We start from the raw sequence: 21,922 nt of genomic DNA, 5'->3' as shown, positions 1-21,922 counted from the left end.
CGAGTTACCATGGGAAACATGCTCCGGAATGCTTCGACGGTTGATGCACCCGAGAAGGTGATTGCTGGTTGAGCCGCTTTCGCCCTGACGGGCACGCTCCACCTCTGGTGCTCCTGCTACTTCTAAGCATTCGGGTGAAGGCTGTCCCCTTCGGGGATGCGCTGGTACTGCGGATAAAGAGCGCTGTCCCTACGGGATAGGCTAGGTTGGAGCGTGAGGATGGGGATGCGCGGGACTGATTTTCGAGTGTGTGTTAGTATAGAGTCAAAGATCGAGGGATTGGCATATATTTTATATAATTACATGTGTTAAGGGGTGGCCGATATGGCGATACGGATTATTGTAAATGAACCGGATGAAGTATTGCATCAGATTGCGAAGGAAGTTAAGAAGGTTACACCGAATATACAGAAGCTGCTGACTGATATGGCGGATACGATGTATGATGCGGAGGGAGTGGGATTGGCTGCTCCACAGATCGGTATTTTGAAACGGGTTATTGTGGTGGATGTAGGCGACGAGAATGGGTTGATTGAGCTTGTTAATCCAGAGATTGTATCGATGGAAGGCGAGCAATTTGGGCCAGAGGGTTGTCTCAGTATTCCGAATTTGCGGGGCGATGTGCGCAGGGCGCTGACAGTTACGGTAAAAGGATTGGATCGTAATGGTAACGAGGTGACCTACACAGGAAGTGAATTGCTAGCAAGAGCTTTTCAGCATGAGGTCGATCATCTAAACGGTGTCCTCTATACGGACATTGCTGAACGAGTTTATGAAATTACATCTGAAGGTGAAGAGAAGGAGTGACTTCTTCGATGAATATTGTATTTATGGGAACCCCGGAATTCGCGGTTCCTTCTTTAGAAAGTTTGCTAAAGGAAGGTTACAACGTGGTAGGCGTTGTGACTCAACCGGATCGTCCGCAAGGGCGTAAAAAAGTGCTAACTCCAACACCTGTCAAGGAAGCCGCGTTAAAACATGGTCTTCCCGTATTACAGCCGCAGCGTATGCGTTCTCCAGAAGCAGTGGAGGAGTTGGCTGCACTGAAACCGGATCTTATTGTAACGGCAGCATATGGTCAGATTTTGCCTAAAGCGGTGCTTGATCTGCCACAGTATGGTTGCCTTAACATTCATGGATCATTGCTTCCGAAGTACCGAGGCGGCGCCCCTATTCAACGCTCCATTATCAATGGAGAGAAGGAAACGGGGATTACGCTTATGTATATGGCAGAAGGTCTGGATACGGGTGATATGATTGCTAAATCTGTCGTTCCGATTGAGGACGAGGACACGTCTGGTTCTGTTTTTGAAAAGCTAAGCGTGGCTGGTGCCAAACTGTTGCTGGAACAACTACCATTAATTATTGCTGGAACGGCAGATCGGATTCCGCAGAACCATGAGGAATCTACATATGCGTCCAACTTATCTCGCGATGACGAGCGAATTGTTTGGACGGCCTCATCGCGTGAGATTTTTAATCGTGTGAGAGGATTAGTTCCTTTTGCTGGTGGGTTTACGATGTGGAACGATGAAGTATTTAAGGTTTGGGCGGTAGCCAATCCTTCTGAGGTGTTAGCTTCTGCGGCATCTGGACAAGCTCCCGGTACGGTCTTGGATTTGTCGGAGCGTGGGATTGAAGTCAAGACAGGGGACGGCAGTGTCCTGTTAACCCGGGTTCAACCGGCAGGTAAAAAAGCAATGGAAGCAACTGAATTTATCCGCGGTGGTGTGATGAAGAAAGGCACGGTATTGTCATGAGTAATGGTAAAAGCGTTAATTCTGGAGGCGGAAACCGCGATCGTAGCGGGGTAAAACCTCAGCAGAGCCGGGGTAACTCGAATTCAAAAGCGAACTCGAAACCATCAGCACGGGATACAGCGCTTCAAGTATTAACTGGGGTTGAGCAAGAAAGTGCATATAGTAACTTATTGTTAAACGGGGCTTTGCAAAAGTCTGGATTATCAGGTCCGGATGCTGGACTGGCTACGGAGCTTGTATACGGCACGATTTCACGTCTGAATACGATTGATTATTTGCTTGAGCCGTTTGTGTCAAAGGGACTTGGCAAGCTGCAACCCTGGGTGCGAAATTTATTGCGCCTAAGTTTCTATCAGTTGTATTATTTGGACCGGATTCCCCCGCATGCAGCGGTTAATGAAGCAGTTAATATAGCGAAAAAGCGTGGACATCAAGGAATTTCTGGAATGGTCAATGGAGTACTTCGTAGTGTGCTGAGAAGCAAGGATGAATTGAAGCTTCCTGATCATTTATCGCCAGTGGCACGGATTTCACTCCAACATTCACATCCTGAATGGCTTGTGTCCCGCTGGATTGAACAATATGGAGTAGAAACTGCTGAAGCCATCTGTGAGGGAAACAATGAGCCTCCTTCGGTTAGTGTAAGAGTGAATACTTCACGGATTAGCCGAGATGAACTACTGAAGCAAATGGAAGATCAAGGTTTGAATGTGTCTGAGTCTCGGGTATCACTAGATGGTATCATCGTTAATAGCGGTGGGAATATGGCTTTGAGTTCTTGGTACCGGGACGGTTTGTTGTCCGTACAGGATGAAAGTTCAATGCTCGTGGCTCATGCTGTGAATCCACAACCTGGTATGTCCATATTGGATTGTTGTGCGGCTCCTGGTGGGAAGACTTGTCATATTGCCGAAAAGCTAGATGGTAGCGGCAAGGTTATCGCGAACGACATTCATCCTCACAAAGCCAAGCTGATTGAAGATCAGGCGAAGCGACTGGGATTGGGCAATGTAGACACATTATCGGAGGATGCAGCAAAATTGGCCGAGCGGTTTCCGGCGGAATCTTTTGATCGTGTTCTGCTTGATGCTCCATGTTCAGGACTTGGAGTTATTCGCCGCAAACCTGATCTGAAGTGGGCTAAGACTCCAGAAGATATTTCTGAAATCAGGGGAATTCAGATGGAGTTGTTAGATGAGGTATGTGGTTTGCTCAAACCAGGGGGAATATTGGTCTACAGCACATGTACGATTGAACCTCAGGAGAACAGTGAAATGGTGCAGCAGTTTTTGAATCGTCATCCTGAATTTGAAATTGCACAAGATGATTCTAGCGTTTTTCAAGGTTTAAATGAGGCTGGCGCTAGAGAAAAGGTCGGTCTGCAAATATTGCCACAGGATTATCATTCAGATGGTTTTTATATTGCTCGCTTGTTAAAACGGGAGAGCAGTAAATAAATATTTATTCCTCGCGAGCTATTTACGAACGGGGATATAATGTTATAAAATGGAAAACAGGTGAAGCACACCTCACAATTGTTATTCGATTGACGAGGTGTGTCTTTTTTATGTTTATTTTTCCTTATTTTATCAAATAAGTAATTGTGAAGGAGGTCACAAACCTCGTTTTAGCGAAATAAGTAGGAATACATAAGAGCCACTCAACATTATCCGACAAAAGAGAGCGTATAGACGAGCATAGGACAATAGAGTTCATAAAAAATATGGGAGAGTGATTTAAATGAAAAAGCGAATCGTAAGTTGGTTATTGTTTGCTATTCTGTTGGTTGGATTTACAAATGGGACTAGTGCTGAACAAGCGGTGGAAACAACAACAGAAGCAGCGGTAGATAGTCAGACTTCATTCACGGATGTGAAAATAGATCATTGGGCTAAGGGTGATATTGAACGAGCCATAGGAAAGGGCTATGTGGCCGGGTATCCAGGAGGTTTATTTAAACCGGACCAACCTATTAAGCGGGATGAATTTATAAAAATGGTCGTGACAGCGTTAGGCTTACCGATTGAAACTGGGATAGGCGCATGGTACGAGCCTTATGTGAAAGTTGCTAAGGAGAACACCTTGTATGCAACCTCAGATTTTGCAAATAACGATAAAGAATGGAATACCAACATCACACGTCAAGAACTGGCGCGTATTGCTGTTCGTGCAACAGGCGCTAGTACAAATGAAGATGATAAATGGATGTACCTTGCAACAAAAACCGGGCTCATTACTGGCTTGGGTAAGGGAGAACTAGGTAAAGACAAAACAACGACTCGTGCCCAGTCTGTGACGATCATCGAACGCATATTGTCTGTGAAAGATGGCGGTACACTACCAGTTGATAAATACGCAGTAGGAAGCGCAGAAATTGCATGGCATGGAACGAACATCTTTACCGTGATGCCGGAAATTTATGTAACGGATGAAAAGGATTATGCAGGAAAGACGATTGAAGAATTGTGGCGTCAGGATCTCATGGTTTTGGAAACAAAGGACGGAAATTACAAAGGTGTGTTAGAAGCTCTGATTGCAATTGACTTAGAAGATCCGAATGATCCGAATTTGAAACTGCTTCCTCCGGTGAGTGAATTGAAGTGGAGTTATGGTTCTGGTGTTATAGATGGTGTACCGATTGACCAAGCCCCTGTTACCAAATCGATGAACAGTTATCTACTGTATTTTAAAGGAAAAGAGATCTTCAACAAAGATCCGAATCGGTATGGTTCAGATATTTTAGGCCCTTCGGCAATGCTATCAGGCATGCAATGGAACAATAAAGATGATTTTTATAAGGGAATACTTAATAGGCCAACTCTTGTATATCATCACAAAGAAAATGATTTAAATGTGACTATCGTGCCGAAATCAGGCTGGATTCAAGGGGAAAAGAAATTGAAAATTCAAATTCTTACTAACAATAAAGTTGCTGCTGGATATAAGCTTAATGTCTTGTTAGAAGTGAAGGGGCCTAAATATGGTGAGTAATAGAAACGAACAGGCTCACCCTTGGAGGTGAATAAATTTGCAAATAATCACAAAGACTATTCCTTTTTTTGTAGTCTGTACTTTAGTTTCATCATGTTTATCAAATTTTACTAGTTCAGCAACTGCCGAACAAGAGTTTTCGCTTCCCGAAAAAAAAATATCTTACGGACTAACTGAAGCTAATATATTGAGGGGATATCAATCTGTTTTTGCAGGTAGTAGTAAGCTAACAACACAATTAGCAGAAGATGTAGGAGAAGGAAAAATAATCACCAAAATTGAGTTTCTGAAAGGACCGGAGATTGTTAAAACTGAGACAGTAGGCGCGCAAAAAATCAATAAAGCGGTTGAATTCGTTGGCGAAAAGGTACTAGTTGTTTCCTTTGAAAATAAATCGCCATCAGGAGCAACGATTGCGTTTCAACGAGGTGCTTCGGATACAGCATGGACTATGAGTACCTCATCCAGTCTGCATTGGCCTCTAGGATCTATTACACCTGAAAAAACACCTGGTACTAATTTGGATGCTTATCCAGGCAAAAAAATTAAACATTTAGGTATATTTGCTAGGTCGGTTCCCTACAAAAGTGAAACATACCCGGACATCGGGAGCTTCAAAACAGCAGTTTTAGAAAAGGATGCCGATATATTGGACTCTTTAAACCCTGACTCTAATGCGTCAGTAATGACAGATAGAATCAATATCGAATATCCATTCGGTAGGGGAAAAACAGATGTTTCAACAGAAATAATGGACCTCGTCGTTAAAGATGTTGACAATGCTGATATTTACTTCTCACAGAACTATGACCACGTAGGCTATTACCACCCACTATCTGCTGGAAACGCAGCAATGATGTATTATTTATCGTCATATGAATACACGCTAAAAACCTACACCTATCGCTACCCTGATCGGATTAAGGTCTATTATACCGGCGGAGATGATCCAGGTGGTGGACCAGGCGAAACAGACCCACCTGATCCCAGCGGGGTAGAATGCACAGAACCTTCATCTGGACGCACAATGCAAGGACAAGATATGAACCCCAATGTGAGCGCAGCTATCAAAGCGGATAGGCGGGGAAGCGAAGCGTTTAATGTCTTACAGGGAATCCCTACGTCAGACAGTATCTATGGAAATGTATGGACTAAAAATTACTTACATAATTATGAGTATCAAGAGATGACCGGGAAGTGTACATTTACGGTGAATGTATTGGTTCTCCCACCACCTCCAGATCCAAATGCTCCCTTACCTACTCCTACGCCGACTCCAGAACCAGGAGGTGAAGGGGAGACTGAACCTGAAGGTAGTACCGTCTCTGTTGAAGTCGAGAAAGAATATTCGTTTTGGACGATTGAAGATGTAAAAGTCTATAAGATCAATGAAGCTGCTCTGTGGAATTATGCGTTTGACAGTGGAGGAATACGAATACAGCCAGTTGGATACAACACGCCGTATTATAACATTACATCGACGAGTGGATACGAACCGGACGAAATTCCAGAAGATTTGGAAGTTCCCTTTGATCAAGACCCACAGGAAGCCGCGGAAAATGCCGTTAGTGTTACCGTGAACAATGATACATTTACGTTCTTTAATGACACTTTAATGGATGGAGGATATAGATCTAACACAGCACCTACGCCTTCAGTCATCCCTAACGCTTCAATTATTGGAGATAATGTGCTGTATAAGCCTAACAACGTTATACCAATCAGTAAGACGAATAAGGCAGACCAGCAGAGCACAGGTACGATATATTATGGTCAGGTGAATGGTTCTTCAACTTTGAACTATCCTATCTATGGGATCAATTGGGTTACCGTACATACACCAGTCGTCAGTTATCCAGATGTGTCCGATGACACAGCACATAACCAGAAGACAAAGCCAGCCGCGGGACGCTCCGCAATCATTCTCGACCGTCCATTTACAGTGGATATGCCTAACAATGGTCAGCATACGAACTATCTTGGATATGGAAATCGCAACTATCTCCAGTACATTGGCAGTAAACATGTGAGGTTCCCTTTTGATGTATATGACGGAACAAAGACTATCTTTTATACCAAGAATACCTGGATTGAAGTGGAGAAATCTCAAGAGACTTTCACGTATTTCCTTCCGGTGTGGGTGGATGAAGGATTCTATGATGTTGAGTTCAAGACGATTGCGCATAATGCTCCTTCTGGGGCATCGCAACAGACGAACGCCAACCTCAATTTAACTAACCATATCGCTTATGATACGGTGCCAGTGGATGTCATCGGACGGGTATATGATTTCCGAGTTACGGATATCGCTGATTATAACTGGGAAACGGTATTTCGTACGGCTAAGGGATTAGCGACCCCGACGGGGGCGTCCTATTGGGTTGGATTGGGGGACATCGACGGTGCGATGCGAGGTAACACGCAGAGGTATACATTGCCGATTCGGCCTGGCAGCCATCCACTTTACAAAAATGCTGTGATCAAGACGGGCTATCATTTCAAGTTTGACCTAAAAACCAAAGGAAATATGTTTGGTAAGCAGGATCAGATTACGATTAAGCCTAGCTTCTATTTCATTGATGCGAAAAATGGAAGTCGTACGAGTGTGGATCTTTACTATCATACGAGCAGCAAAAGTTACGTTAGGATCGGTTCATCACGTGATCAGGTTGAGAGATATGTCATTTTGAACGAGCGACTGCGGAATGTATCGAATGAAGAACTGACGGATACGGCGTTGTACAAATACGATCATTACTATACGTTTAGCCAGATCGTGGCAATCGGACGACCTCAGTTTGTAAATAAATATATTAACAAGACAACCAAATTAAAGACTTCGGTTGGTAATTTGAGTTTACTGCGGTTAACGGAAAGTATCCGTACTTTCATAGGCCCCAAAAAGGGAATTCCTGTGAGTGTGGCACCGGACCGAGTCAATGCATCTATACAAAAGTGGTATGGTGAATATAGCTTACCGGCTGATTTATATGCTGTTAAATCGGGTGTAAACGTGGCGGAATATGGAAGAACTCATAGTGGCTTGTCGGACAAATCTCCGATATTTCTGAAGGAGGGTTATATTGTCGTGAATTTTAACATCGAGACTGTAAGAGATGGAGAAGTGAACGCTCCGTACCTGCAGTATATCGATGCTCAACTAATGAATCAATGGACGCAGATGGAGGGATTTTCCCGCATTGTTAAGGATCCATATGGAGTGACACTAACCCTGATGGATGGGGATGTTGTCTTGTATGACGCAAATAGATCAAGTCGAGACGATTTCCGTTCTACGGTGACGCATTGATTGCATTTTCCGACTGTTTTCCGTATGATCTGACACTAACTGAGTATGCTATTTACGAATGATAATATGGAGAGGCCAAATTTGACGCTCATCATGAGTTGTTGATTTGGTCTTTTATCTTTTACTTTATAAAATTCTTTGCTATAGTGGGTATCCGGAAAACCTTCTCATTTCGCTTGGACTTTAGTGTAATCGCGATTTATGCTAAAATAGGTAGAATGAGTGAGGTAAGTCTTACGATATACTATAGAATAGGTGTGTGAAAATGAAACCCTTTATATACAATTTTACTTTAGAGGAACTACAAGAGTGGGCTGTTCAACAAGGAGAGTCAGCTTTTCGTGGGGGTCAGATTTTTGATTGGTTATATGTTAAGAGAGTGAATTCATTTGAGGAAATGAGTAACCTCTCAAAGGAGTTACGTCAAAAGCTAGAAGATCATTTTGACTTCGTGACGTTGAATGAAATTACGAAATTTGAATCGAAGGACGGAACGGTTAAGTTTCTATTCGGCCTTCATGATGATCATGCGATTGAGACAGTTGTTATGAAACATAACTATGGCAACAGCATTTGTGTAACGACTCAAGTCGGTTGTAGAGTTGGATGTACCTTCTGCGCTTCCACGCTTGGAGGCTTGAAACGGGATCTGACTGCGGGTGAGATTGTTGCTCAAGTTGTACAGGCCCAGAGAATTTTGGATACCCGTGGAGAACGCGTAAGCAGCATTGTCATCATGGGAACAGGCGAGCCATTTGAAAACTATGAAGCAACGATGAAGTTTTTGCGGATTATGATTCACGAAAAGGGCTTGAACATTGGACAAAGACATATTACTGTATCTACAAGTGGTATCGTTCCAAACATTTACAAGTTTGCGGATGAAGGTACACAAATTAATCTAGCTATTTCGATTCACGCACCAAATGATGCGCTCCGTTCCAAGTTGATGCCAGTTAATCGTCGTTTTCCTTTTGACGATGTGATGGAATCGCTCAGATATTATATCGCCAAAACAGGGCGAAGAGTTAGCTTTGAGTACGCGCTAATCGGAGGTGTTAATGACCGTCCAGAGCATGCAGAAGAACTTGCTAATGTGCTGAAGGATATGCTCTGTCACGTCAATTTAATTCCAGTAAATCATGTGCCAGAGCGGAAGTATGTAAGGACTTCGAGAAGTGATATTTTTCAATTTCAACGCATATTGGCGGATAAAGGCATCAATGTAACGATCCGTCGTGAGCAAGGGCATGATATTGCGGCTGCTTGTGGTCAATTACGTGCGAAGCATATGGAGTCTGGCGAGTCTAGTGCGAGGTGATGGAGTTTGATTAGAACGGTTTATGTAAGTGATGTAGGACGTGTTCGCTCGGTAAATGAGGATAGTACCAAGGTTGTTCATATGGAGCAAGGTTATGTGCTAGGGATCGTTGCTGATGGGATGGGTGGACATCAGGCGGGAGATACGGCCAGTCAGCTTGCGGTACAGACGATTGTACAGGACTTAAGTTCTCTACCTGTTGGTATAACCCTAGAGGACTGCGACAATGCATTGAAGCGGGCTATTCTGCATGCCAATGAAGTCGTATTCCGTAAATCTCAGGAACATGTTGAATATCACAACATGGGAACTACAGTCGTTGCTGTTCTTCTGAAGGGCCAGGCGGGAGTCATTGGCCATATCGGCGATAGCCGGGCTTATTTATTCCGGCAAGGAGAAGTAGTCAAATTAACTGAGGATCACTCGTTGGTTAACGAACTCGTGAAGAGTAAACAGATTACTGAAGAGGAAGCTAGTGTTCATCCACGTCGAAACGTTCTTACAAGAGCGCTCGGTACGGATGAACAAGTGACGGTTGATATGGATCCGCTCACGATGGAGCCAGGGGATATCTTACTGTTATGTAGCGACGGCCTCAGCAATTACGTAACAACGGTACAAATGACCCAGACGCTCAGCTCGAATTTTCTATCTTTGGATGAGCGTGCAAATGGTCTGCTTCAGCTTGCACTGAATGCGGGGGGCGATGATAACATTTCGGTCGCCTTATTAGAATTTCATGAAGAAGCTGGGTCAAGCATAAAGGAGTTGAATTCATGATCGGGCACGAATTGGGTGGTCGTTATCAGATTATTGAACGGATTGGTGGAGGTGGAATGGCGCTTGTATATAAAGCGCGTGACATTCTGCTGAATCGCAATGTGGCCATTAAAGTTCTGCGCCAACAATTTGTGAACGACGAGGAATTTATCCGTCGCTTTCGCCGTGAAGCACAGTCTGCGGCTTCCTTGTCGCATTCTAATATTGTAAGTGTATATGATGTGGGGCAGGAAGATGAGGTTCACTATATTGTTATGGAGTGTATTGACGGTCAGAATCTAAACGAGATTATTAAAGAACGTGCGCCACTGCAGATTGAAGAAGCGGTGCGAATCGCCTCACAAATTGCTGACGCACTGGATCATGCCCATCATAATGGAATCATTCATCGAGATATTAAGCCTCATAACATACTTATCGGACGTAATGGCCGAGTAAAGGTTACTGATTTTGGTATCGCTCGGGCGGCAACCTCATCAACGATTACGCAAACAGGATCGGTGGTTGGCTCAGTGCATTATTTCTCACCGGAGCACGCTAAAGGTGTGGCGACGGGGGAGAAGTCTGATCTATATTCACTTGGAATCGTACTCTATCAAATGTTAACGGGACGCCTCCCATTCCTTGGTGAGAGTCCCATTAGTGTTGCTCTGAAACATTTGCAAGAGCACTTTGATGAACCACGCATGGTGAATCCGATGATTCCACAAAGTGTGGAGAACGTTATTTTAAAATCGATGCGCAAAAATCCTGAAGAACGTTACCAATCGGCACGGGAAATGCTACGTGACTTAGAAACTTGTCTGCTTCCAGAGCGGCGGTTGGAATCAAAAATGGCATTTATAGATGATGAGGATGAAGATAGTACTCGTGTTATACCTGCTATTAAGCCTCAGGTAAGGAACTCTGCGAGCTCACAGAAACTCTCGCGAGACTCGCAATTTTCCGAAGAACGTGGTAGCAAAGAACCTAATAAGTCTTCGTGGCGCAAGCCAGTGCTATGGGTGAGTCTGACGGTCTTATTATTATTAGCTTTGGTTGGAGTAGCGTGGTATGTCAAAGCAACATTAACTATTCCAGAGGTTAAGGTTCCGAGTGTAATCAACATGCAGGAAGCAGCAGCTACTACTCTTCTGTCCGAGACGGGTATCGAGGTTGATAAGGTTAATCGTATATACAAAGAAGGTATAGAAGAGGGTATGGTTTACGATCAAAGTAAACCTGAAGGTACCCTTGTTAAAAAAGGATCAAACATTGAACTGACGGTCAGCACCGCTAAGCCACTCTCTCCAATGCCACCGCTCACTGATTATACTTTTGAAGAGGCTGTAGAGAAGCTGGTTGCGCTTGGTGTAGGTAGGGATAACATCGAGAAAAAAGAGGATTTCAGTAAGGACGTAGAGGCTGGGAAAGTTATGGTACAAAATCCTGAAGCGAATACTGACTTTGACCCTGCTATAGTTGAAGTTGTATTGACAGTCAGCAAAGGTCCGGAAGATGTGGTCATGCCAGATCTGGTTAATAAAACGTTAGCGGAAGCTGAGGCTATACTTGCCAAGCTGGATCTAAAAGTTGCAAAAGATGGGGTCAAGAATGAACCAAGCTTTGAAATTGAGGCAGGTAAAGTTACCGCTCAATGGCCATATGCTCCGAACGAACCAGTAACACCAAGATCGGAAATAAATCTCACAATTAGTTCCGGTTATCCGCCGGAGGCTTTAGAATACACTTATCAACTTCCGGTTGCTCCAGCTGAGGTAGGTAAGAAAAGTACAGTTCGTGTTGTATACAGTGATGCAACGGGAGATAATCAAGAGTGGGGCACCAAAGGTATTGGGAAGGAACAGTATCTCTCCATCAATTTAATTTTGGCTCCTAATAAGAACGGAGTCGTTTCGGTAGAACGGGATGGTATTCCACTGGCGACCTATTCGATCTCGTATTTTGATGCCAAGCAGGGTACTGTACCTATTCCAGATATGCCTACAAGCGCAACGGAGGAAGATCCTATGGACTGGAACGAAGAAGGTAATTCGGGTAACGGCTTATGAGACATGAAAGTGAGGCCGGCATATATGCCTGAGGGCTTAATAGTTAAGGCATTAAGCGGATATTATTATGTGAAACCCGCTGATTCAGTTGAAAATGGTACTATTCAATGTCGAGGACGCGGTATACTTCGGAAAAACGGGGTAACTCCCCTTGTAGGAGATCAGGTTCGCTATTCTTTAACGGAGAATGGGGAGGGCATGGTCGATGAGGTTTTGCCTCGGATTACGGAGTTAATTCGTCCACCAATCGCGAATGCGAGATTGGCAGTGCTACTCTTCTCCCTTCGGGAGCCTGATTTAAATCTTCAGTTGCTTGATAAATTCCTTGTTCACATCGAGCATGCGGGACTTCGTACGCTCATATGCCTCACGAAGAGGGATCTTCTGAAGCAGCAGGAAGAGAATGATCTGACCCATGATATAACGAAACAAACGGCTGATTTGTATAAAAGTATCGGTTATGACGTTATCGTCACGAGCTCCAAAACAGGGCTGGGAACAGAGGAAGTGAAATCCCGATTAGCTGGAGAAATTAGCGTCTTCTCAGGCCAATCGGGCGTTGGTAAATCCTCGTTACTGAATGCGATGTTACCTGAGTTATCACTGGAAACAGCGGAAATTAGTATGAAGCTTGGACGCGGACGTCATACAACCAGACATGTTGAATTAATGGAACTTACGAACGGCGGATACGTTGCCGATACACCAGGGTTCAGCCAGCTGGATTTTATGGAGATTGAGGCAGATGAATTGTCTAGCTGCTTCATAGAATTCCAATCATATGCTGAAAACTGTAAATTTCGTGGTTGCAGCCATCTACATGAGCCAGGTTGTAAGGTTCGACAAGCACTGGAAGCTGGCGAGATTGCAGCGAGCCGGTATGAACATTATTTGCAGTTCCATGAAGAAATGAAAGAAAAAAAACGGAGGTATTAACTTCATGACGAACATTAGTATTGCACCTTCTATTTTATCCGCAGATTTCGCTAAATTGGGCGAGGAAGTTGCCGAGGTAGAACGCGGCGGAGCCGATTGGATCCACGTTGATGTGATGGATGGTCATTTTGTACCTAATCTGACGTTCGGTGCGCTAGTAATGGAGTCGATCGCTCCCCATACGAAGTTGCCGCTGGATGTACATTTAATGGTAGAGAACCCGGAATTATATGTTCCTGCTTTTGCTAAAGCCGGGGCGCACATGATCACGGTTCATGCGGAAGCCTGTGTGCATCTGCATCGTGTATTGCATTTGATCAAGGAGCATGGTGTTAAGGCAGGAGTTGCCATCAATCCAGCTACACCAGTGTCTGCAATCCGTGAAGTATTAGAAGATGTAGATCTGGTTCTGATCATGACAGTTAATCCTGGCTTTGGAGGACAAGCTTTTATTCCGGGAACGCTGCGTAAAATCACAGAGTTGCGTGAATGGAAGCAAGAGCACGGCATCGATTTCCACATTGAAGTGGACGGGGGCGTTACTTCTGCAACTGCACCACTTGTTGTAGAAGCTGGGGCTGATGTGTTGGTTGCTGGAAGTGCGGTGTTTGGTAAAGTTGATCGCCGGGCTGCGATGGCTGAAATTCGTGATAGTGTTACTTTGCCTCGGTAATTTTTTTATTCAGGAATAACGCGTGCTTTCCTATGTATGACAAGTACTTCTACTCGTCCGGGTGGAATAGGGAAAGCATGCGGTGCATACAATGGGTTACATGAGAGGTTCTCATGTAGCCTTCTTTTTTTGCGACGAGAATACACGAGTATAGGGCTTGTGACATAGAATAGGCTGAAGGCATGAGAATGATGGGGAGGGTAAATGATGAAATTTTACACATTCAAGCTGCCTAAGTTTTTGGGGGGATTTGTAAAAGCCGTTCTGAACACATTTCACAAAAACTAAGAACCACCGTTTGGTAGGTGAAGCGGTAGGGGCGCGCGCGGACTTCTCTGCCATCACAGTTTGCGGCGCTCGCCCGCGAAATGCGATGTGGGGATATGGGAGCATCAAAAAAGCACCTCTAATTAGAAAAGGTGCTTTTTGTCTATATGCTTATTCCCACCATTACACGCGGGTCAGTTTACCGGATTTCAAAGCCCGAGTGCTGACGTATACGCGTTTAGGTTTACCGTCTACTAGAATACGGACTTTCTGTACGTTCACGCCCCAAGAGCGACGATTGCGATTGTTTGCGTGTGATACATGGTTACCTGTACCTTGAGTTTTACCAGTCACATAACATTTGCGAGACATTCATTACACCTCCTGTTCAATTACACCTGTCTTGAGAATAACAGTTATTTATTCATGCATAGTTATTGTTCAAGCCGGCATTCTACCAGTTGATTTCCTTCATCAATGCCAAATAGGCAGAGGAAACCTCATAAAACAATACTAACATATAATATCATAGTAAAAAAAGCGCCGTCAACTGATCATTAAATTTAATTTTGATCTCATGCAGTTCTTTTATTTATTTCTCCTTGTTCTTATAGTACAATATGGTTTAGTCCATAATAATTTCAAGGGAGGAGTGAATGCAGTCGTGACTATAAAACTGAATACCGAATATGGACAAATCAATATATCGGATGAAGCAATAGCGGTTATCGCTGGATCGGCCGCCATGGAATGTTATGGACTAGTAGGAATGGCAAGCCGAAAGCAATTTAAAGATGGTTTCGCCGAATTGCTCGGGCGTGAAAATTTGACCCGGGGTGTGGAAGTTAACCTAGACAATAATCGATTATCAATTCATCTTTATATTATAGTCAGTTATGGTACAAAGATTTCTGAGGTTGCACACAACATTCAACTAAAAGTGAAGTACGTATTAAATGAAGTCGTTGGACTCGATGTGGATAAAGTTAGCATTTCAGTCCAGGGCGTACGTGTATCAAGCTAGGAAGGGGAATTCTCAATTGAGTAAGCGTTCTCTAAATGGAACAGATTTTACCGCCATGGTACTTGCCGGAGCGGAACGGCTTGCAGCGCATGCCGAACATGTCAATTCTCTTAATGTGTTCCCGGTTCCTGATGGGGATACGGGAACAAATATGAATTTGACAATGACAGCTGGCGTGGCCGAGCTAAAGAATAATGGATCAGGAGGCATAGGCAGCCGCTCGGGCACTTTGTCCAAAGGGTTGTTGATGGGCGCAAGGGGGAACTCTGGCGTTATTTTGTCTCAGTTATTCCGCGGTTTCGGCCGATATGCTGCTCCATACGAAGAGTTAAATACAGTTCAATTTGCTGCTGCATTGCAGAGTGGAGTGGACACCGCCTACAAGGCGGTTGTGAAGCCCGTAGAAGGTACGATTCTTACCGTAGCCAAGGAATCTGCTAAGCACGCTGTTTACTATGCCAGACGGACAACAGATGTTGTAGAACTAATGACGGAAGTGTTGGCAAAAGCACAGGAGGCTCTCGCGGGCACACCTGAATTACTGCCTATACTGAAGCAAGTAGGTGTCGTTGATTCTGGTGGACAGGGACTTGTATATATTTATGAAGGATTCATGGAAGTATTGACTAACGGTAAGCTACCGACACATGTACAGGCTGAAGGACAAGCCTCAGCTCCAGTATCTTCACCGGTTTCGACAGCGCCGCGTGTGGTTTCACATGTTCCGCTATCGGCTCAAGCGCGCCTTGAGACGGAGGATATTGAATTTTTATATGATATGGAGTTTTTCATTAATCGCCAACTAGGTGATGTTAAAGGTGTACGCTTCGATGAAGACCAATTCCGTAAAGAGTTATCCAAAGATGGGGATTCCATTATTGTGATTGCGGATGACGAAGTCATCAAAGTACATGTGCATTCTAAACAGCCTGGTGAAGTTATGAATCTGGCACTGCGTTATGGAGAAATTACTCAGATTCATATTCTGAATATGCGTGAGCAACACCGTGATCTATTATCGGCAGGTATGGACGCTGCTTCTATGCCAGAATTATTCGCGGATATCCCTGCGGAGCCAGTCCGTATTGCAGAATCGGCTGAGCTTCCAGCGCATGAACTAGCACCATATGGGTTTATCGCCGTTGCATCTGGACAAGGAATTTCAGATATCTTCTCTAGTTTGGGTGTGGATGTTGTTCTGTCTGGAGGCCAGACGATGAATCCAAGCACAGAGGATTTCGTTAAGGCGATTCATTCTATTTCAGCAGAGCATGTATTTGTATTGCCTAACAATTCGAATATTATACTTGCTGCCCAGCAGGCGAAGGATCTTCTTGAAGGCGAACGGAGTATAACTGTTATTCCGAGTAAGAGCATTCCACAAGGGATAGCTGCGGCATTTGCTTTCCAAGAGGAAGAGCAGGTAGAGAGTAACAGTGATAACATGCTGAATGCCGTTAAGAATGTCAAAACAGGACAAGTAACTACTGCAGTTCGGGATACGGTATTTGATGATCTAGAGATTACGGCTGGACATTATATCGGGATTGCTGATTCCAAAATCGTAGCTACCGAGTCAGGTTTATTGGAAACGAGTCAAAAGCTAATCGCAAGCATGCTAGCTGATGGCGATGAGATCGTTACTGTGCTGGCTGGCGAAGAAGCCACTGACGAGATGACCGAATCTCTTACAGCTTGGATTCAAGAAAATTATCCTCAAGTGGAAGTAGAGACGCATACAGGCGGTCAACCTATATATTATTATTTATTTTCTGTTGAATCCTGATTGGTCTTGAAATCAGTGAAATACTGAAAGGATGGAGATCCAATGAGTCAGGTCGTTATTGTAGCCGATAGTACGGCGGATGTCCCGCAGGCGATGCTTTCTGAATATGGTATTCATATTGTTCCAATGAGAGTCGCATTTGGAGAGGAATCTTTTCTGGAGGGCATAGAAATTACTGCGGAGGATTTTTACGACAAGCTGACGAAGTCGCGCGACTTACCAACGACTTCTCAGACGTCTCCATCCCAATATGTTGAAGTTTATCGGAAGTTCTTGCTGGATACTCCCGGCGCTTCGATCATCTCAATTCATCTCTCATCTGGTATGAGCGGAACATATCAAGCGGCTTTATTGGCCAAAGATATGCTGGAAGAAGAGTTGGGTGAAGAACTCGATATTACCGTGATTGATTCCTTGTGCGCTACATACGGATTTGGTTTGCAAGTGGTTCATGCGGCTAGATTAGCTAAGCAAGGGCTAGCAGCTAAGGACATTGCCGCTCAGGTGATTGATTTAGGTAAACAGCGTAGACTTTATTTTCTAGTGGATACGCTAGAATATCTACAGAAGGGCGGTCGCATTGGGAAAGCAGCGGCGATTGTCGGTACACTTCTTAATATTAAGCCTATTCTTTCAGTGGATGGGGAAGGCGTTATATATGCGGTAGATAAGGCAAGAGGTCGTAAGCGGGCTGTTGCCCGTGCTATCGAATTGTTTATTAAAGATTTCGGAGATCATAAGGACCTGAATGTAGCGGTATGTGATGCTGTTAATCCGGAAGGAACGGAAGAGTTCCTAGCGTTGATGGCAGAGCACTTTACCTTACACGAAGTGGTTCGTACGAGTATCGGAGCCGTTGTAGGCACACATGTCGGACCGGGCACGTTAGCAGTGTTCGTGTGGCCGGCTTAAGCGGGGGAACGATATGAATTTAACAGAAATACCAGTTAAACAAGTTAATGGCGTGAGCGCTCTGAAAGCCGGAGAGCTTCACGCCTTTGGCATCTCTACGGTAAATGATTTGATTGAATATTATCCATATCGTTATGAAGATTATCGACTTCGCTCGTTAGTTGAGGTTAAGGATGGAGATAAGATAACGGTACAGGCAAAAATAATGGGTGTTCCCGTACTACAACGATATGGGGGCAAATCCAGATTAAGCTGTAAGATGGTGGCGGAGGACTGGATGTTCACGGCCACATGGTTTAACCGTCATTTCTTGAGAGACCAGCTAACGGCAGGTCGGGAAATCATTCTGACAGGAAAATGGGATCAACGGCGTAGCCAATTAACGGTGTCAGAATCAGAATTTCCGGATAAAGGAACGGTAAGAAGTGGGAGTCTTCAGCCTGTCTACTCGGTTGGCGGCAATATTACACAGGCTTGGATGCGCAAGAGTATTGGCCAAGCTTTGCTTCAATATGGAGAGATGATTCCGGAAATACTGCCGCAGGAACTTCTGGATGAATACAAGCTAATGGCTCGTAAACGTGCGATTCAGCGTATTCATCAGCCTCAAGATAATGAGGAAGGGCAGTCTGCACGGCGGCGGATGGTATACGAGGAATTATTTCTGTTCCAATTGAAGCTTCAGGCCTACAGGGCAATGAATTATGAACGTATGGATGGTGTGTGTCATGAATTCGAAAATTCGACGATACGTGAGTTCGTTCGTAGTTTGCCTTTTGAGTTGACGGATGCACAGAAGAAGGTAGAGCTAGAAATCCTGCAAGATATGCGTTCCTCGTTCTGTATGAACCGACTGTTACAAGGAGATGTAGGCTCTGGTAAGACAGTAATTGCGGCAATTGCATTATTTGCTGCGGTGAAATCAGGGCATCAGGGTGCATTTATGGTTCCTACTGAAATTTTGGCAGAGCAGCATGTCCGGTCGTTGTCCAAACTTTTTGAACCATTTGGAATTTCTGTAGGCCTGCTTACAGGAAGCGTTACGGGGCGAAGAAGGAAGGATTTACTGGGATCTCTACAAATGGGATTGACGGATATCGTGGTAGGTACGCATGCACTGATTCAGGAGGATGTATTCTTTCGTTCACTGAGTATGGTCGTGACAGATGAGCAGCACCGCTTTGGTGTGAACCAACGGAGTATTCTGCGGCGTAAAGGTTTCAATCCCGATGTGCTGACGATGACGGCAACTCCGATCCCACGGACACTAGCGATTACGGCATTTGGTGATATGGATGTCTCTACACTATCGGAGCGTCCGAAGGGGCGCAAGCCGATCTCGACCTATTGGGTTAAGCAAGACATGATGGATCGTGTGCTTGGCTTTATCTCGCGTGAAGTATCGCAAGGGCGTCAGACTTATCTTATCTGTCCGTTGATTGAAGAATCGGATAAGCTGGATGTACAGAATGCTATTGATCTGTACGTGATGATGGGACAGGCCTTCCCAGATTTCAAGGTTGGGCTACTGCATGGGAGAATGACCTCAGCTGAGAAGGAAGAAGTTATGCGTGGCTTCTACGATAATGAGGTGCAGTTACTCGTTTCGACGACGGTTGTAGAAGTTGGAGTAGACGTGCCGAATGCAACATTGATGATTATCATGGATGCGGATCGTTTCGGCCTCTCTCAGCTTCATCAGTTGCGGGGTCGTGTTGGCCGGGGTGAGCATGAGTCCTATTGCGTGCTTATCGCCGATCCTAAGTCGGAGGTAGGGCGTGAGAGGATGAAGGTCATGACGGAGAGTGACGACGGCTTCGAAGTGGCTAGGAGGGATCTGGAGCTGCGTGGTCCTGGTGACTTCTTCGGTACGAAACAGAGCGGTGTACCGGAATTTCGCATCGCGGATATGGTTAGTGATTTCGCTGTGTTAGAGACCGCGAGAGATGATGCCGCTCGGTTGGTGCGAGAACCCTCCTTCTGGACATCACCACAATATGGACCGCTACGGAGTTTTCTAAAGCGGGAGCAAATCTTACAAGGTGAGTTAATCGATTAGTTTTCTTTCTGCCCGGCACTAAATACAGTCTTTCCGTCATATATTAGAGAAGGTCTCCAAGTGACGGGAGGTGTTGAGTAGTTTTGGCGAATTATCAACAATATGGAATCAGTCCACAGTTAGTAGAGCGAATCAAACTCAAAATGAAAAATCCAGCAGTGAAGGAACGGGTCAAAAAGCTTGTAGACGGATTGACCAAATCAGATTTGCAGGATCGCGCAAAAGTACGTCGACTTGTTAAGTCGTCGACAAAGCTGTTAAGTGAACAGTTAACTGGGGCGCAGGAGGAGCAAATTGTACAGTTTGTGATCGATCAGAAAATCGACCCGCGTAATACACTCCATCTAATAAAATTATGGGGTATGTTCCGGTAAGGGCAGGGATACTTATTTTATAAGCACATCATCCCAAAAGGATGGTCAGAGTTACTCTGGCTGTCCTTTTCCTTTTATCACACTTAAATGCTGCAAGTTTGAGAAAAATAGGTAGCTCGTAATATTAGGGCTGTTATAAATTTCTTGTTTGGTATATACTTTTTTATATCGACATGACAGTAGGTCAAAAGAAAGAAGGGCTGATACATCCAATGACTCCGCGAACGAGAGAGCAGAACGAAGAAATAAGGCGAATTCGAATGACCCAAATTGTTAAGTCGGCCGCCGACGTTTATCTCGATAAAGGCATGCTCATGGAAATTCGAGATGTAGCCCTTGAGGCAGGTCTTGGATATGGAACGGTCTATCACTATTACAAGAACAAAAACGATCTACTCCATGATCTGTTGTGGCAGGCTATGGATCGGGCCGCTGAATGGATGTATGGTGTAGCAAAACAGGGTAACTCTAATCCATGTGAGTTTAAAGACACTGTTGTTTCACTTATGGAATGCTGGGCAGAGGATCATGCCTTATATTTGTTATGTAAAATGAGTATCGATGATTTTCGTTCATTGTCTGGGGAACAGGCTGAGTCACTTGTTACAGCTTATCAAGAGAAGGTGTTCATACCTTTGGCAAGCTTAATCGCACATGAAACCTCATTACCCTTACTAAATGCGAAAAAGAGGGCTCAAATGTTGCTTGCCTCTTTGATTGGATGCGCCTTGCCTTCCCTTAGAGTAGGGAGCTTACAGGAGGATGCCAAAGATATCGCTGATTTTCTGTTAGAGGGCCTAATTCAGCGTAAGAAAGTGCAAATTTAAGGAGTGAAACGAAGATGATTATATTGAAATCACCAAGAGAAATCGAAGAAATGAAACCGGCGAGCCAGATTGTGGCAGACTGTCACCGAGAGATTGCTAAGATTATTGAGCCTGGGATCACCACGCTCGAAATTAATGATATGGTTGCTAGGCATATTGTAAAATTAGGCGGGAAGCAGTTTACGAAAGGGTATAATGGCTTTCCTGCTGAAACATGTGCTTCTGTTAATGATGTGGTTGCCCATGGTTTTCCGTCACGCAGAAAATTAGATGATGGCGACATTGTTACAATCGATATCGTGGTCGAATACAATGGCTGGTTCGGTGATTCGGGTTGGACTTATGCCATTGGCCAAGTGAGTCCGGTTGCAGAGAAGCTGATGAAGGTTACGAAGGAATGCCTATATATCGGGATTGAGAAGGCGTTACCCGGGAATCGTCTGGGTGATGTGACTTCAGCCATTCAAGCTCATGCGGAATCCAATGGTTTTTCAGTCGTACGTGACTTGCTGGCACATGGAATCGGTAGAAGTTTGCATGAAGAGCCGAATTATGAGCATGTAGGCATTGCTGGTAAAGGAATCCGGTTGAAGGAAGGTATGGCCATGACTATTGAGCCGATGATCAACGAAGGAACGTATCGGATCACGATCGATGATGATGAATGGACAGCGAGAACCGTTGATGGCAAGCTATCCGCACAATATGAACATACCATTGTTATTATGGGCGATGGTCCACAAATCTTAACGGCCCAATAAGATCATAGGACAGACAATCGAGGAGATCGTTCGCGAGCGTAGCTGGTGAACGGTCTTTTTTTTATTCCATAGTTAAATGGTATCTATAAA

Annotated in this window: 19 protein-coding genes; 18 read left to right on the top strand and 1 reads right to left on the bottom strand. The window is 44.5% G+C overall.

Annotated features, from left to right (window positions below; all coding sequences use genetic code 11):
• The first annotated feature begins 324 nt into the window (after window positions 1-324).
• The 11 genes from def (at window position 325) to spoVM (ending at window position 14,110) form a co-directional block, all read left to right on the top strand.
• Complete coding sequence (def, locus tag EJP82_RS05505; RefSeq protein WP_127191033.1) at window positions 325-807, top strand: peptide deformylase; 483 nt, start codon at window positions 325-327, stop codon at window positions 805-807.
• An 8-nt stretch (window positions 808-815) separates the two neighbouring features.
• A complete protein-coding gene (gene fmt, locus EJP82_RS05500) occupies window positions 816-1,760 on the top strand; it encodes a methionyl-tRNA formyltransferase (RefSeq protein WP_211350045.1) in 945 nt (314 codons plus the stop codon).
• Entirely contained in the window at window positions 1,757-3,217 is a 1,461-nt protein-coding gene (gene rsmB, locus EJP82_RS05495) for a 16S rRNA (cytosine(967)-C(5))-methyltransferase RsmB (RefSeq protein ID WP_127191031.1), read from the top strand. Before fmt ends, rsmB begins: the two co-directional genes overlap by 4 nt.
• A 283-nt stretch (window positions 3,218-3,500) precedes the next feature.
• Complete coding sequence (locus tag EJP82_RS05490; RefSeq protein ID WP_127191030.1) at window positions 3,501-4,751, top strand: S-layer homology domain-containing protein; 1,251 nt, start codon at window positions 3,501-3,503, stop codon at window positions 4,749-4,751.
• A 37-nt stretch (window positions 4,752-4,788) separates the two neighbouring features.
• A complete protein-coding gene (locus tag EJP82_RS05485; RefSeq protein ID WP_127191029.1) occupies window positions 4,789-8,061 on the top strand; it encodes a DUF5704 domain-containing protein in 3,273 nt (1,090 codons plus the stop codon).
• 265 nt (window positions 8,062-8,326) lie between these two features.
• Window positions 8,327-9,382, top strand: a complete 1,056-nt coding sequence (gene rlmN / locus EJP82_RS05480) for a dual-specificity RNA methyltransferase RlmN (protein WP_127191028.1) — start codon at window positions 8,327-8,329, stop codon at window positions 9,380-9,382.
• A gap of 6 nt (window positions 9,383-9,388) precedes the next feature.
• Window positions 9,389-10,162: a Stp1/IreP family PP2C-type Ser/Thr phosphatase gene (locus tag EJP82_RS05475; protein ID WP_127191027.1), complete on the top strand. Its 774-nt coding sequence runs from the start codon at window positions 9,389-9,391 to the stop codon at window positions 10,160-10,162.
• Window positions 10,159-12,213, top strand: a complete 2,055-nt coding sequence (pknB, locus tag EJP82_RS05470; protein ID WP_127191026.1) for a Stk1 family PASTA domain-containing Ser/Thr kinase — start codon at window positions 10,159-10,161, stop codon at window positions 12,211-12,213. The genes EJP82_RS05475 and pknB overlap by 4 nt, the downstream gene beginning before the upstream one ends.
• Before the next feature lie 24 nt (window positions 12,214-12,237).
• Window positions 12,238-13,149, top strand: coding sequence for a ribosome small subunit-dependent GTPase A (gene rsgA / locus EJP82_RS05465; RefSeq protein WP_127191025.1), 912 nt, complete (start codon window positions 12,238-12,240; stop codon window positions 13,147-13,149).
• A 4-nt stretch (window positions 13,150-13,153) separates the two neighbouring features.
• Complete coding sequence (gene rpe / locus EJP82_RS05460; RefSeq protein ID WP_127191024.1) at window positions 13,154-13,822, top strand: ribulose-phosphate 3-epimerase; 669 nt, start codon at window positions 13,154-13,156, stop codon at window positions 13,820-13,822.
• Between the two features lie 207 nt (window positions 13,823-14,029).
• On the top strand, window positions 14,030-14,110 hold the full coding sequence (gene spoVM, locus EJP82_RS05455) for a stage V sporulation protein SpoVM (protein WP_036621610.1): 81 nt from the start codon (window positions 14,030-14,032) through the stop codon (window positions 14,108-14,110).
• A 162-nt stretch (window positions 14,111-14,272) separates the two neighbouring features.
• Here spoVM and rpmB read toward each other — a convergent pair whose 3' ends face one another.
• Window positions 14,273-14,461 (bottom strand): 50S ribosomal protein L28, encoded by a 189-nt coding sequence (rpmB, locus tag EJP82_RS05450; protein ID WP_127191023.1) that lies wholly within the window; start codon window positions 14,459-14,461, stop codon window positions 14,273-14,275.
• A gap of 292 nt (window positions 14,462-14,753) precedes the next feature.
• Here rpmB and EJP82_RS05445 point away from each other — a divergent pair, with 292 nt between their 5' ends.
• From EJP82_RS05445 to map, 7 genes are all read left to right on the top strand, one after another.
• Entirely contained in the window at window positions 14,754-15,113 is a 360-nt protein-coding gene (locus EJP82_RS05445) for an Asp23/Gls24 family envelope stress response protein (RefSeq protein WP_127191022.1), read from the top strand.
• Between the two features lie 16 nt (window positions 15,114-15,129).
• A complete protein-coding gene (locus EJP82_RS05440) occupies window positions 15,130-16,899 on the top strand; it encodes a DAK2 domain-containing protein (protein WP_127191021.1) in 1,770 nt (589 codons plus the stop codon).
• Window positions 16,900-16,941: 42 nt separating this feature from the next.
• On the top strand, window positions 16,942-17,811 hold the full coding sequence (locus tag EJP82_RS05435) for a DegV family protein (RefSeq protein WP_127191020.1): 870 nt from the start codon (window positions 16,942-16,944) through the stop codon (window positions 17,809-17,811).
• Window positions 17,812-17,824: 13 nt separating this feature from the next.
• Window positions 17,825-19,870, top strand: coding sequence for an ATP-dependent DNA helicase RecG (gene recG, locus EJP82_RS05430; RefSeq protein WP_127191019.1), 2,046 nt, complete (start codon window positions 17,825-17,827; stop codon window positions 19,868-19,870).
• An 83-nt stretch (window positions 19,871-19,953) separates the two neighbouring features.
• Window positions 19,954-20,244 carry a stage VI sporulation protein F gene (locus EJP82_RS05425; RefSeq protein ID WP_127191018.1) on the top strand — a complete coding sequence of 97 codons (291 nt, stop codon included), beginning with the start codon at window positions 19,954-19,956 and terminating at the stop codon, window positions 20,242-20,244.
• A gap of 212 nt (window positions 20,245-20,456) precedes the next feature.
• Window positions 20,457-21,071: a TetR/AcrR family transcriptional regulator gene (locus tag EJP82_RS05420; protein WP_127191017.1), complete on the top strand. Its 615-nt coding sequence runs from the start codon at window positions 20,457-20,459 to the stop codon at window positions 21,069-21,071.
• A 14-nt stretch (window positions 21,072-21,085) separates the two neighbouring features.
• Window positions 21,086-21,832, top strand: coding sequence for a type I methionyl aminopeptidase (gene map, locus EJP82_RS05415; protein WP_127191016.1), 747 nt, complete (start codon window positions 21,086-21,088; stop codon window positions 21,830-21,832).
• Window positions 21,833-21,922: the final 90 nt, after the last annotated feature.

The organism is Paenibacillus anaericanus (assembly GCF_003994475.1).
Taxonomy (GTDB): domain Bacteria; phylum Bacillota; class Bacilli; order Paenibacillales; family Paenibacillaceae; genus Fontibacillus; species Fontibacillus anaericanus.
Note: the sequence above shows the minus strand (reverse complement) of the source record. Positions and strands in the feature narration are given on the sequence as shown.

Excerpts from the sequence above, each read along its gene's own strand:
- def (WP_127191033.1), top strand. The coding sequence starts at position 325 with ATGGCGATACGGATTATTGTAAATGAACCGGATGAAGTATTGCATCAG.
- fmt (WP_211350045.1), top strand. The coding sequence starts at position 816 with ATGAATATTGTATTTATGGGAACCCCGGAATTCGCGGTTCCTTCTTTA.
- rsmB (WP_127191031.1), top strand. The coding sequence starts at position 1,757 with ATGAGTAATGGTAAAAGCGTTAATTCTGGAGGCGGAAACCGCGATCGT.
- EJP82_RS05490 (WP_127191030.1), top strand. The coding sequence starts at position 3,501 with ATGAAAAAGCGAATCGTAAGTTGGTTATTGTTTGCTATTCTGTTGGTT.
- rlmN (WP_127191028.1), top strand. The coding sequence starts at position 8,327 with ATGAAACCCTTTATATACAATTTTACTTTAGAGGAACTACAAGAGTGG.
- pknB (WP_127191026.1), top strand. The coding sequence starts at position 10,159 with ATGATCGGGCACGAATTGGGTGGTCGTTATCAGATTATTGAACGGATT.
- rsgA (WP_127191025.1), top strand. The coding sequence starts at position 12,238 with ATGCCTGAGGGCTTAATAGTTAAGGCATTAAGCGGATATTATTATGTG.
- rpe (WP_127191024.1), top strand. The coding sequence starts at position 13,154 with ATGACGAACATTAGTATTGCACCTTCTATTTTATCCGCAGATTTCGCT.
- spoVM (WP_036621610.1), top strand. The coding sequence starts at position 14,030 with ATGAAATTTTACACATTCAAGCTGCCTAAGTTTTTGGGGGGATTTGTA.
- rpmB (WP_127191023.1), bottom strand. The coding sequence starts at position 14,461 with ATGTCTCGCAAATGTTATGTGACTGGTAAAACTCAAGGTACAGGTAAC.
- EJP82_RS05435 (WP_127191020.1), top strand. The coding sequence starts at position 16,942 with ATGAGTCAGGTCGTTATTGTAGCCGATAGTACGGCGGATGTCCCGCAG.
- recG (WP_127191019.1), top strand. The coding sequence starts at position 17,825 with ATGAATTTAACAGAAATACCAGTTAAACAAGTTAATGGCGTGAGCGCT.
- EJP82_RS05420 (WP_127191017.1), top strand. The coding sequence starts at position 20,457 with ATGACTCCGCGAACGAGAGAGCAGAACGAAGAAATAAGGCGAATTCGA.
- map (WP_127191016.1), top strand. The coding sequence starts at position 21,086 with ATGATTATATTGAAATCACCAAGAGAAATCGAAGAAATGAAACCGGCG.